Raw genomic sequence first — 13,714 nt, forward strand, 5'->3', positions numbered from 1 at the left:
TTTTTCACATATTATTTTTTTATTTTGGCCTTAGTATAACTGCTCCATGCAGAATATGTCTTTTTCGAACCTGACTTCTGATAAGAACGTATTCTGACATAATATGTCTTTCCCTTTTTCAATTTCTTAATTACTGCTTTATCGGAAGATTTAACTATATTTGTCATCTTTGTCCCTTTTGCAAAAGTCTTGCCGGTAGAATACTGAATTTGATAACCGGAAATCTTCTTCTGCTTTTTCCACGTTACTGAAAGCTTTCTTCCCTTCTGGTTCGCAATCTTTAACTTAGTTGGTGCAGTCAGACGAAGGATCTTCTTTTCTTTACTAACCGCCTTTGCCGTCTGTCCGTTCACAGATTTATAAGATTCTATTCTATAACTATAAACTGTGCCATGCTTTGACTTCACTGTTGAATCTGTATAAGTATTCTTCGAAGCGCCCTTTACTATCTTAATCTTTTTCCATGACTTGGACCCTAAGTTTTTACGGTAGACAACATAACCGGTAGCATCCGAAACCTTCTTCCATGTAAGCTTGACACCTGTTGCTTTGTTTTCCACCTTGGAAATAGTTGTCTTATTTACCGTGATTATTGCAGGTACATCACCCGGCTCCGTCTTACCGCTGTCGCCCGGTTTTGTCTCACTTCCGTCGCCCGGCTTTGTCTCGCTTCCGTCGCCCGGCTTTGTCTCGCTTCCGTCGCCCGGCTTTGTCTCACTTCCGTCGCCCGGTTTGGTCTCGCTTCCGTCGCCCGGTTTGGTCTCACTTCCGTCATCTTTCTTTGCTTCTGTTATCGTAAATGTAGCCGTTTCCTTACAAGATGGATTATACTTTGGATAAATGCTGATCTTCACAATACCCGGTTTAAGCATATTAACGGTTCCACTTTCATCTGTCAGATTACTGACTGTTGCGATACTTGTATCTGAAGATTCCCATACCATCTCGCTATTCTGATTGGTCGTATCAGATTCAGATGAATAGGTCTGATTTCTTAACAGGAACTTGAGCTTCGTACCTGTATCATATCTAGACTCATAATTGGTATAATAATAACCATTATCTGCAGATCCATACCAGTAAACGGCAAAAGACTTAACAACATATTCCGTATGCGACTGACCACATTTTGAACATGTTAATACCACTGATGCATCTGATGCATTTGTAGCACTCACCTGATAGCTATGCCCTAACACAACATTTTTTACTGTATAGTCTGACAGATCATTTATGTTGATCTGATAGAACTGCAATATTTCATTTTTCCATGTATACCAGACCAACTTATCTCCCGCAAGAACAGGAACGCAGTCTGACAGATCGCCGGCCAGACTATAGATAGCTCCGACCTGATTTCCGTTTCCATCGATCTTCGTGTAATATACGGAAGAACCTCTATGCCATAACAGCATATAACTGTTTGTTCCAATTTTCACAAACTGCGGTGTATCAGTCGTACCCTGACCCGCTGTATAATTCGTTATCTTGTTTACTTTCACCGCATCTGTACTCTTAGATACAACACCTACAAATATATCCTGACCTGCTGAATATTTGGCGGTACTGTCAATATCAACGCTTCCTGCCGTCAGATATGCAGTATCTGATATCTCAAATCCGCCAACCGTCGCTCCTGTATAATTATCTCCTGATTTTCCCTCAAATGCCATAATATCTGTTGCCTTGCAGGTAGAAAAAACATCGGTGAATCCATTGGAAGTAACTACAGACGGATACCTTACCAGAACGATAGATCTCGGATGTGCATCTCCATGATCAACCGCAACGATCTTACCATTCTCCATCTGAATAAACTGATTAAATGAATGACTGACATAACCAAAACTTACATTCATAACTTTTGTATATGAATCTGTGACCTTCATCGCAGATGTATCTACCTGAATCGTTACATTCGCCTGATGGTTATAACCATCTTTCTTTGACTTATACATTTCATGAGATGTACGGATCATCAGATAATCCCCATAAGCCGCCATTCTTGCAGAGCCGGCATCAAATGGGACTGTCGTATTTTCTCCATACAGTCCACAGGAAGCTACCCGGTTCCAGTCCTTTGTATATTTTGTGATACGATACACTTCTACACTATCCGACTCGTTCTTATTGGTCTGACCGGAAAGAATATAATAATTCCCATTCATCTCATAAAATCCACCAAATAAAGGAAGTTCCTGCGGAACAATCTTCCGTCCGGTGATCGTAAAAGACGAATCAAAATATTCAACGACATAACCGTTGGCATCAGCCCCAGCCTGTACCCGCATATAAGTTCCATTCTCATATGTAAGATATGATCGGATCGGCTTTGCCCACTGACTATACTCATAGTTTTGATCTTCGATATTATCTCCTGTATAAGTTGTACAAGCAACCTCTGCCGCCTGTACCTGCTGTCCTCCACCAAGGCGGCCTGTTATTCCACCGGAAAGAATTCCTGCTGCCACTGTAAATCCGGTCACTACAGCAATGATGCTTTTCTTTAACCCCTGTACACCTTTTGTCATATGCCTCTCTCCTTTATAAAACTAATTACATCCTGCTCCATTTTCTCTCAATCTATCATAGCATCCGCAATGTGCCTTATTGCACATTGTGTTTCCCTAAAAAACAAAACCGCACCCCATATATCCTATACAACCGCCAAAGCCCGATGTAAACACGAACCTTGGTTCATTGCTTATACACAATAAGAATATACAGTGTGCAGTCTTGTTATTTTTTATTCTTCCGTCTTCTGTTCGTCTAACACTGTAATGTCAATACCCAGCTCTTTGAGCTGAGCCTCATCTACATAATCCGGAGCATTTGTCATCAGGCAGGATGCATCCTTTACCTTAGGGAACGCGATCACATCACGGATAGAATCCTGCTTTGCCATAAGCATAACCAGACGATCCAGACCATAAGCCAGTCCTGCGTGAGGTGGTACTCCATATTTGAATGCGTCTAACAGGAAACCAAATCTTTCATACGCCTGTTCCTTTGTAAATCCAAGACATTCAAACATCTTCTCCTGAATATCATCCTGATGGATTCTGACAGATCCACCACCAATCTCGTTACCATTTAATACAATATCATAAGCCTTTGCACGAACCTTACCCGGATCTGTATCAATGATCGCCAGATCCTCTTCCATCGGCATAGTAAATGGATGGTGCATAGCTGTGAAACGGTTCTGTTCATCTGACCACTCAAGAAGTGGGAATTCCGTTATCCACACAAATTCAAATACATTCTTATCAAGCAGTCCCATCTGTTCTGCGAGATGGCAACGAAGTGCTCCAAGAGTGTCCCATACAACCTTGTTCTTATCTGCTGCAAATAACAATAAGTCTCCCGGTTCACCGGAAAGTGCTGCTACGATATTGTTCATCTCATCTTCAGTCATGAACTTTGCAAATGACGACTTGTAAGTGCCATCTTCATTAATTGCGATATATGCAAGACCCTTTGCTCCGTATGTCTTTGCAAATTCAACCAGAGCATCGATCTTCTTACGAGGCATAGCGCCCTGTCCCTTTGCATTGATACCACGGACAGATCCGCCATTTTCAAGTGCACCTGTAAATACACCGAATCCACAGCCTTTAACAACATCGCTGATATCCTTTAATTCCATACCAAAACGAAGATCCGGCTTATCAGATCCGAAACGATTCATTGCTTCGATCCATGTCATACGACGGATTGGAAGCTGTACATCTACATCCAAAATCTCCTTGAATAACTTTGCAAGGAGTCTTTCATTTACATCTATAACATCATCCACATCTACGAAGGATAATTCCATATCCATCTGTGTGAATTCCGGCTGTCTGTCTGCACGAAGATCCTCATCACGGAAGCATCTTGCGATCTGGAAATAACGATCATAACCGGAACACATCAGAAGCTGCTTGTAGATCTGCGGAGACTGTGGCAGTGCATAGAATGTACCCGGATGGATACGGCTTGGTACGAGATAATCTCTTGCACCCTCCGGTGTTGACTTACATAACATAGGTGTCTCGATCTCAAGGAAACCTTCATTTGCCATGAACTGTCTGGCAATGGTCATAACCTTGCTCTTCATAACCAGATTTCTCTGAAGATCCGGTCTTCTCAGATCCAGATATCTGTATTTCAAACGTAATTCTTCTTTTGTCTTACTGTTCTCCTCAATCGGGAACGGAGGTGTCTCAGCCTCTGATAAGATACGAAGGGAAGTTGCTACAACCTCGATATCTCCGGTTGTCAGATTCTCATTTACCGCACCGGCACGCTTACAAACTGTACCTTCGATTGCTGCTACATACTCGCTCTTAAGCTTTGTTGCCTTCTCAAAGCACTCGCTTCCGCATTTGGATTCCTCAAATATGATCTGAAGAATACCGCTTCTGTCTCTGAGATCGACAAATATAATTCCACCTTTATTTCTGCTCTTCTGAACCCAGCCCATTACGGTTACTTTCTGTCCTTCAAGAGCGTTTGAAACCTCTGCACATCTGTGGGAACGCTTCAGTCCCTGCATTGATTCTGCCATTTTTCTATATCCTCCTGTGGTTCTTATCTTTCTTCTAATACACTTGCAAGCTGATCCAGCGCGATCTCGGTCTGCTCGCCCGTTTCCATATTCTTGATACGACCGGTATTGGTCTCTAATTCATTATCACCAATAATGATCGTGTATCTCGCATTTAATTTATTTGCATATTTCATCTGCGCCTTTACACTTCGATTCATATAATCTGTCTCCACAATATAACCTGCCAGACGAAGATCATATACCAGCTTATAAGCTTTTGCCTTTGCGGAATCACCCATGATACCGACATATAAGTCGATCGGTTTTTCCGGTGCGAGATTGATATTTTCTTTCTCAAGGAAATATAGGATTCTTTCAATTCCCATACCGAATCCAACAGATGGCTGTGCCTCTTTTCCATCAATCTCATATACCAGATTATCGTATCTTCCTCCACCGCATAAGGTGAAGCCCTCTTTATTCACAAATTCAAATACTGTTTTTGTATAGTAATCCAGGCCACGAACGATTCCGGTGTCAACCTCAAACGGAATCTCAAGCTCTGTCAGAAGTCTCTGAAGCTCCTTAAAATGAGCATCGCATTCTTCACACAGATAATCAATCGTTCTTGGGGCATCCTTTACGATCGCCTTACAGCCCGGCTCCTTACAGTCAATAACACGAAGCGGATTTTTAACCATACGTTCCTTACAGGTATTGCAGAGTCCCTCTTCATGCCCTTTCAAATAGGAGATCAGTGCATCATTGTACACCTTCTTACATTTTGGACATCCGATACTGTTGATATGCAGCTTCGCATCTGACAGACCGATCTGCCTGATGAGAGTTGATACCAGTGTCATAACCTCAACTTCTGCCATTGGATTTGGAGATCCGACAAACTCAACACCGAACTGGTGATGCTGACGAAGTCGTCCGCTTTCCGGCTTCTCATAACGGAATGCCGGTGTGATATAGAACATCTTGACCGGCTGTGGTTCTGCATATAATTTATTCTCAACATAAGCACGGATCGCACCTGCTGTACCTTCCGGCTTCAATGTGATACTTCTTCCACCCTTATCAACAAAGGTGTACATTTCTTTCTGTACTACATCGGTCGTCTCTCCAACACCACGCTGGAACAAAACCGTATGCTCAAATACCGGTGTGATCACTTCCTTTATATTGAATTTCTCACACAGATTTCTTGCCATTGCTTCTACCTGTGTACGTGTTCTCATCTTGTCACCGAACCAGTCACTGGTTCCTCTTGGTGCCTGAGTTATCATATTCCATCCTCCATCTATTGTTCATATTTTTATACTATACATCAACTGATCTGTGATTTATAGCTTCCTTTTAAAATTGACTGAACCTCATCTAAAATATCGGTTGTATTTATAATTCTCTGAAATGCGAGAAATACATTCATGTCAAAATGCCGCACTTCATCGATCACCATCAATAATGCAGTCTTTGGTTCAAATGCTTTCCGGTATGCACGATCACTTATGAGCGCGACAAACACATCACATACACGAATGATCCTTGCTCCGATCGGGATCTCATCTCCCTGAAGGCAGAACGGATAACCGGAGCCATCGTAGTTCTCATGATGATACAGGATAATATCCGCAATATCATCTCCGTAGCCTTCTTTTTTTACGATATCCGCTCCAAGCTTCGCATGGAGTCTCACATAACGCATTTCCTCAATCTTCATGGAATTGCCACGACCATAGATATATGGTGTAATACGAAGCTTTCCGATATCATGGATCATTCCGGCAACCGCAATCTTATGGATCTCATCTTCTGACAGCCCCAGTTCTCTGGCAAGCTCCGACGACAACCGGCTGACACACATTCCATGACGGATGGCATCATTCAGATCCTGTTCATAGTATTCAATTTCTTTATCTATGTCTAAGTTTATAACTTTATCTGTCATTTTGCAAACGCCTGCTTTTTTCTGTCAATCATTTCATCAATTCTCGCGATATAATCGTCTACACTCTTACAATTTTCCACACGATCGATTCGGGTTCCTGTAATCATCTCTCCAGTAACCGGATCCGAATCACCTTCCCTGCGGATCAGCTTACTGGAGCTTCCCGCACCGATTCCTATAATGTCTGTCCGTTCCTCCATGATCAGGATATTATAGAGACATTCCAGTCCATGTCTTGCATATCCGACATTTTCCAAATTGCCGGCCATATTCTTCTGTCTGTACAGATAATATGGTGCAAGACCCAGTTCCTCTGCTGCCTGACCGACCAGTGATAACTGCTCGTCCACATCACCTGCAAAGCTGTATTTGTCCATCTCCTGTTTCAGATGTGCTGCCCGTTTAATCGCAAGGGTGTGAACCGTAAGGCTCTCCGGTGCAAGCTTCTTCACTTTTTCCAGCGTCCGCTTCACCATCTCTGCATCTTCACCCGGAAGACCTACGATCAGATCCATATTGATATTATCAAAGCCTGCTTCTCTGGCTCTCTTAAATGCTTCTTCTGCCTGCTCCGGTGTATGTGCTCTGCCGATCAGCTTCAGTGTCTCTCCGTTCATCGTCTGCGGATTGATACTGATACGACCTACGCCATGAGCTTTCATCACCTGCAGCTTATCTGCCGTCGTACTGTCCGGGCGTCCTGCTTCGATCGTATATTCCCGAACCTGCGACAGATCAAAATGCTTCTCGATCATGCTGCACAGACGATCCATCTGTTCCGCACTGATCGAAGACGGCGTACCGCCACCGATATAAATGGATACCAGTTTCTTCTCTGTATAACTTGCTGCGACATACTCCATTTCCTTTTCCATTGTATCCAGATAAGCATCGACCTTATCCTTATAAACACCGATCGGATAAGAGGTAAAGGAGCAGTACAGACATCTCGTCGGGCAAAATGGTATGCCGATATACAGGCAGTATTCATTCCGCTCGTCGATCGTCTCAATGATCGCTTTCTCACGTCTGGCAATCTTCACACAGGCATCTGCCTTTTCCAGGCTTGCCACATAAGTCTCCTGATACAGCTTCCGTATCTCCTCATCTGTACATCCACGTTCTACCGCTTCCATTGCAATCTTCACCGGACGTACTCCGGTCAGACTTCCCCATGGAAGAACCCTTCCGGTTCTTTCTGACAGCATCCGGTACATGGCACGCTTCAGAATATTACGGAATACCTTTCTGTCATGATAGTCCTGATCGATCACGATATCCGGTTCCACATCCAGACCGCCGTCCTTCATCCAGATTTTTGTCTGATCTTCTGCAAATTCTGCCACAAGTGTTGCAGTAATATCCGCACCAAGTTCAGGCTTCTTCTCTATATTTTCCGGGGTAATAATCTTCACACCCATATAAAACGCCATGAGAATTACTCTCAGGTCATTATTATAATCTTCTACATTCTGAATCAGACAAATCATGTCAATCTAGTTCCTTATCGTTATTTATGAAAAAAATGGATTGAACTTCTTTTCTCTGCCAATCCTTGAAGTTCCGTTGTGTCCCGGATACACGGCTGTTTCCTCCGGCAGTACAAGTAGCTTCGTCTCGATCGCCTCTAACAGATCCTGTTCATTTCCGGTTGGAAAATCCGATCTGCCAACCGATGAGGCAAATAATGTATCTCCGGTAAACAGCAGATGTCCTTCTGCAAAATAATAACACATTCCACCTACCGTATGTCCCGGCACACTGATACATCGTACTACAGTTCCAAGAACTGCAACCTCCTGTCCATCCTGCAGATAAATATCTGCTGACGTCTCAAGTGGATGACCAAACATTGCAGACAGATTTCCTGTCCTGCTCTCAAGTACCTGCTTCTCGTCCTCGGAAGCATATGCTTTTACTCCTGTCAGTTTTCTCAGATCATCCAGCGCCCCGATATGATCATAATGTCCGTGTGTCAGGAAGATGCCAACACAGGTAAGTCCCGCATCTGTCAGACTCTTATAAATAAAATCTGCATTATCCGCCGGATCAACCACGATTGCTTCCTTTGTTTCTTGATTACTTACGATATAACAGTTGGTTCCCAAATCACCCAACTGATATAATTTCACTTCTAATTCTGCCATTCGGATCTCCTATCCCACTGTTCTCTCTATATCAATAATACTGTCAACATTTCGAATCTTTGCAATGATCGCGTTCAACTGATCGACCGATTTGATCGAGAAGCTGATCGTGATTGTCGCCTTACCCTGCTTACTTGTCCGGCTGTTGATACTGTTAACACTGATATTAGCCTCACTTAAGATCTTCGTGATATCAAAAAGGATTCCGCTTCTGTCATCTGCATAGATATTGATCTCTGTCAGGTAAGTATTATCTGCAACCGCATCCTGCTGCCATTCTGCATCAATGATCCTGTTTCTGTCTTCCTCACTCATGCAGAGCACATTTACACAATCTGTACGATGGATCGAGATACCTCGTCCTCTGGTGATAAATCCGATGATCTCATCACCCGGTACCGGCGAACAACACTTGGAGAAACGAACTGCTACATCATCTGCACCCTTTACGATGATTCCTCCCTGTCCGTGGGACGAATGAGGTGTCCGCTTTAATGCATATGCTTCCAGAATCTCCTTATCATCCGGCTGTTCTGTATGATCCTTGTTATATTCTTCGATCAGTTTATTGACAACCTGACCTTCTTTGATTCCACCATGACCGACTGCCGCCATCGTAGCTTCCCAATCGGCAAAATTATATTTCTTATAAACACGTTCCTGATATTCCGGCTTGGAATACAGGGAATAATCAAGCCCCTTTGATTTACAATATGCAAGGATCAATTCCTTACCGCGGCTGATATTCTCATCCTTAAACTGATGCTTGAACCACTGATTGATCTTCGTCTTTGCCTGTGCACTCTTTACGATATTCAACCAGTCTCTTGACGGTCCTGCCGAATTCTGGGATGTTATGATCTCTACCCGGTCACCATTATTTAACTTGGTATCGATCGGAACCTGCCGTCCGTTAATCCGCGCACCCACCATCTTATTACCGACTGCCGTATGAATAGCATAAGCAAAATCAATCGGCGTAGATCCGCTTGGCAGATTCTTGACATCACCTGCAGGCGTAAAACAGTATACCTGTTCCGCGAACAGATCCAGGTCTGTCTTAACGAAATTCATGAACTCCTTATTATCCGAAGTGTCTCTCTGCCACTCCAGGATCTGACGAAGCCATGACAACTTTTCCTCTTCCTTCTGCATAACCGTACCGGTTATGTTCTCTTTATATTTCCAATGTGCAGCAATACCATATTCAGCCGTCCGGTGCATCTCAAATGTACGGATCTGTATCTCGAATGGTTGTCCTTCCGGTCCGATCAACGTCGTATGAAGGGATTGATACATATTTGACTTTGGCATTGCGATATAATCTTTAAAACGTCCCGGAATCGGCTTATACATCTCATGGATGATTCCAAGTGCTGAATAGCAGTCCCTGACGGTCTCTACCTTAATTCGAACTGCGAAGATATCATAGATCTGATCCAGCGTCTTGTTCTGGTTCTTCATCTTCTTATATATACTGAACAGATGCTTTACACGACCGTCTATCTCCGCATCCAGATGCGCATTATCGATATGCTTCTTTACATCTGCAACGATACGTTTGATATAGGCTTCCCGTTCATGCATTCTCGCATCGATCTGTGCTGTCAGATCCTTATATACCTCCGGCATCAGATACTTCATAGACAGGTCATCCAGTTCTACCTTGATCTTGCTGATACCAAGACGATGTGCGATCGGTGCATAGATATCCATTGTTTCACGTGCTTTTTCCACCTGTTTTGCAGGTGACTGATACTGTAACGTTCTTAAGTTATGCAGTCTGTCTGCCAGCTTGATCAGGATAACGCGGATATCCTTTGCCATAGATAAGAACATCTTTCTCAGATTCTCTGCCTGTACCTCGATCTTATCCGTTGTCATCTTTAACTGGGTCAGTTTGGTAACACCTTCCACCAGAAACGCTACTTCTTCTGAGAACTCTGCCGCGATCTCCTCCGAGGTCATAACCGTATCTTCTACTACATCGTGAAGGATTCCTGCAACGATCGTTTCCTTATCCAGCTCCAGTTCTGCAAGAATAATAGCAACACAGAGTGGATGCATGATATATGGCTCCCCGGACTTCCGAAGCTGTCCTTCATGCGCCTTGGATGCCACCTTATATGCCTTCTCAATCATCGAAATATCTGTGGATGGATGATAGGTCAGAATCTTCTTGATCAGTTCCTTATACAGATCCTCCGGCGGAGTAAAATCCGCAGGTGTAGACAAGTCGATATCTCTTTTTTCCCTCACCGGTTTATTCTCCATTGCACTCGCCTTTGCCGCAAGCTCTTTTAATTCATCCATGCTTTCTGCTTTATCTTTTACGTTTTCCATGATCTTCACCACTTTTCCCAATTCGAATTTTTCTATTCCAATTTCATCTGTGAATCAGATGATCATTTTTATTTGCCATCATAGCAGATGACAGAAGCCACATCATACTTGGCAAGCTTCTCTCTGCCCTTCAAGCCTGCAAGTTCGATCAAGAATATGATCTTTACCACTTCGCCGCCCAGTTCTTCTACCAGTCTTGCAGCCGCCTCCATGGTTCCGCCGGTTGCGATCAGATCATCTACAAGGACAACCTTCTGTCCCGGCTTGATCGCATCCTTATGCATCTCTATCGTAGCACTTCCGTATTCCAGATCATAGGATGCCTCAATCGTCTCTCTAGGCAACTTGCCCTTTTTTCTTACCAGTGCAAATCCCTTTCCATTCTTATATGCAAGAGGTGTTCCAAAGATAAATCCCCTGGACTCCGCCCCGGCTATTACATCATAATCTACGCCCTCAAGCAGACCATCTAATGAATCTATCGCCAGCTTCAATCCATCCGGATCTCCGATCACACTGGTAATATCTCTGAAAATAATTCCCGGCTCCGGGAAATCCGGTATACTTGTAACATATTCTTCTATCTTTTTCATAATCTTCCTCCTACATATATATGTATATTCTACATTTATTTACATTTTCCTTTTCCGCCATCCACATAATATCAAAAGGCCGGTTAAATCTCTAACCCTCATGCTTTCGATATTCGAGCAAACGAATCTGCAGCGTTCTTCTTCCCGCAAATTCATTGATATCCGGATAATAGGCAATATCTAATACAACATGACCGGGCATTCCTTTTAGTATTTTATCACATTCATTTGCTCCAAACCACTGTTTTATGTTAGAAATAAACACTTCCGGGGCAAAACTTATGCCCTCGATCGTGCCACCGTTTTCCATCAGGAACGTAACCCGTAGAACATTCTGTCTTTTCCCCATGATCCTCGCACTTTTTACATACACACCACTCTGGGCAAATACCGGTTTTTCATTTCCTTTTCCAAATGGTTCCAGAAGCTCCAGTTCTTCCGTCAGTGGTATACTTACATAATCAAGCGGCATAGGTACATCGATCCGAAGTTTCGGGGTAAGCAGTTTTTCATCTAATGTACAATTCGTATTCATCTTTTCACGAAGTCTGGCAAGATTCCGCTTCTCCATGGAAAAGCCCGCTGCCATCTCATGTCCGCCGAACTTCGTGAAATAATCACTGCATTTATTGATCTCATCATACATATTATAGCCTTCGATCGAACGACCCGATCCCTTAATGATTCCTTCTTTCTCACCATCCGTAAATAACAGCACCGGCCGATAATACCGTTCCTTGATCCTGCCTGCGATAATCCCGACCAGACTTTCATGAAGCTTCGGAATATACATAACAAGCACTTTATCAGATAATGCCGCAACCCCCGTCTCCGGGACTGCGCCCATCAGAAGGCGATCCGATTTCTCAAGCAGCTCGATCGCGGTCTTCGTTCCCTGCTCTGTCATATCTTTTCTGGCATTATTGATATTCAATAACTCAATCGCCCGTTCATTTGCCTTATAGCTGTCGGTTTCGAGCAGGAACTCCAAACTGGTTTTTGCATCCCCGAGTCTGCCCGCCGCATTGATACACGGTCCAATGATAAATCCCAGATCAAATGCTGACAGCTTCTTTCCATCTCTGCCACTGTTTGTGATCAATGCCTTTAAACCATAATTGCTGCTATCGGACAACCGGCGCAGCGCTTCTCTGACAATGATGCGGTTCTCATCTACCAGATTCATAACATCACAGACAGTTGCAATTCCAAGTATCTCAATAAATGCCTCACATTCCGTCTCCGGTATCCCGCACATCCGGTACAGAAGCTGGATAAATTTATATGCCACCCCAGCGCCGCACAACTCCTTGCACGGATATTCACACCCCGGCTGCTTGTGATCGATCACCGCATCCGCTTCCGGTACTTTATAGATCCGTATATTTTTTTCATCTGTATCATATGGAATATCATGATGATCCGTAACGATCACTCGCATACCATATTCTTTCGCTTTTCTCACCGCATCAAATGCCGCAATCCCATTGTCACAGGTAATGATCGTACTAATCTGATCGGCTGCCGCCGCATCTACCATACGGATATTGATTCCATATCCATCGTAGATCCGGTGTGGGATATCATAATCTATCTTATCTCCTGCGGATATACCATTTTCATGCTCCCACACACGCTGCAAGCCTTTATATAAGATATAATTTGAACTCACACCATCCACATCATAATCAGAAATGATCCGTATCCTTTTTTTGTTCCGAATCTCCTCAAGCATAAGGTTACAACCCTTTTCCATATTTTTCATCAACCCGGGATCATGCAGACGATCAAGACTTCCATTCAGATAGGTATCGATATCCTCATCCGTTATCACATCCCGGTTTCGGATCACCCTGACTGTTACCGGATCGATATGAAAACGTTCCCCGATTCCGAAAAAATCGGCTCGTTTCCCATATACAGTCCATTCCATATCATATTTTATCGGTGGTTTTATCTCTGTTGCCATATCTGTCTTCTCCTGTCCGTCTCACTTGTATTTTCCCTTATAAAAGCAAAGGAATTATACACCAGCCCTAAAAAAAGCGTCAACACCTTTGCCGTTTTGTTTATTCGTGTATATACGCATTTTATGCACCTATCAGGTTATGTGCCAATACACCTTACAGGTTGTTTATTTGAT

The 13,714-nt window shown here is 43.4% G+C and carries 9 protein-coding genes; all 9 read right to left on the bottom strand.

The genetic code is table 11. The features are described from left to right. Positions 1–11: 11 nt before the first annotated feature. The 9 genes from GT641_RS06300 to recJ all read right to left on the bottom strand — a co-directional run bounded on the left by GT641_RS06300 (position 12) and on the right by recJ (position 13,540). The gene (locus tag GT641_RS06300; RefSeq protein WP_161117092.1) at positions 12–2,531 is read right to left on the bottom strand and encodes a fibronectin type III domain-containing protein; all 2,520 of its coding nucleotides are present in this window, start codon (positions 2,529–2,531) and stop codon (positions 12–14) included. Positions 2,532–2,746: 215 nt separating this feature from the next. Further along, on the bottom strand, positions 2,747–4,552 hold the full coding sequence (aspS, locus tag GT641_RS06305; protein ID WP_119963280.1) for an aspartate--tRNA ligase: 1,806 nt from the start codon (positions 4,550–4,552) through the stop codon (positions 2,747–2,749). Positions 4,553–4,575: 23 nt separating this feature from the next. Further along, complete coding sequence (gene hisS, locus GT641_RS06310; protein WP_119963281.1) at positions 4,576–5,826, bottom strand: histidine--tRNA ligase; 1,251 nt, start codon at positions 5,824–5,826, stop codon at positions 4,576–4,578. A 41-nt stretch (positions 5,827–5,867) separates the two neighbouring features. Continuing rightward, positions 5,868–6,488 carry an HD domain-containing phosphohydrolase gene (locus GT641_RS06315; protein ID WP_008401760.1) on the bottom strand — a complete coding sequence of 207 codons (621 nt, stop codon included), beginning with the start codon at positions 6,486–6,488 and terminating at the stop codon, positions 5,868–5,870. Next, positions 6,485–7,978 (bottom strand): coproporphyrinogen dehydrogenase HemZ, encoded by a 1,494-nt coding sequence (gene hemZ / locus GT641_RS06320; protein WP_161117093.1) that lies wholly within the window; start codon positions 7,976–7,978, stop codon positions 6,485–6,487. The genes GT641_RS06315 and hemZ overlap by 4 nt, the downstream gene beginning before the upstream one ends. A 24-nt stretch (positions 7,979–8,002) precedes the next feature. Next, complete coding sequence (locus tag GT641_RS06325; protein WP_008401758.1) at positions 8,003–8,635, bottom strand: MBL fold metallo-hydrolase; 633 nt, start codon at positions 8,633–8,635, stop codon at positions 8,003–8,005. Between the two features lie 9 nt (positions 8,636–8,644). Further along, positions 8,645–10,909: a bifunctional (p)ppGpp synthetase/guanosine-3',5'-bis(diphosphate) 3'-pyrophosphohydrolase gene (locus tag GT641_RS06330; RefSeq protein ID WP_243104441.1), complete on the bottom strand. Its 2,265-nt coding sequence runs from the start codon at positions 10,907–10,909 to the stop codon at positions 8,645–8,647. A gap of 137 nt (positions 10,910–11,046) precedes the next feature. Continuing rightward, positions 11,047–11,571 carry an adenine phosphoribosyltransferase gene (locus tag GT641_RS06335; protein WP_008401756.1) on the bottom strand — a complete coding sequence of 175 codons (525 nt, stop codon included), beginning with the start codon at positions 11,569–11,571 and terminating at the stop codon, positions 11,047–11,049. A 91-nt stretch (positions 11,572–11,662) separates the two neighbouring features. Next, positions 11,663–13,540, bottom strand: coding sequence for a single-stranded-DNA-specific exonuclease RecJ (gene recJ / locus GT641_RS06340; protein ID WP_161117094.1), 1,878 nt, complete (start codon positions 13,538–13,540; stop codon positions 11,663–11,665). Positions 13,541–13,714: the final 174 nt, after the last annotated feature.

It is taken from the genome of Clostridium sp. BIOML-A1 (assembly GCF_009874105.1).
Classification (GTDB): domain Bacteria; phylum Bacillota; class Clostridia; order Lachnospirales; family Lachnospiraceae; genus Coprococcus.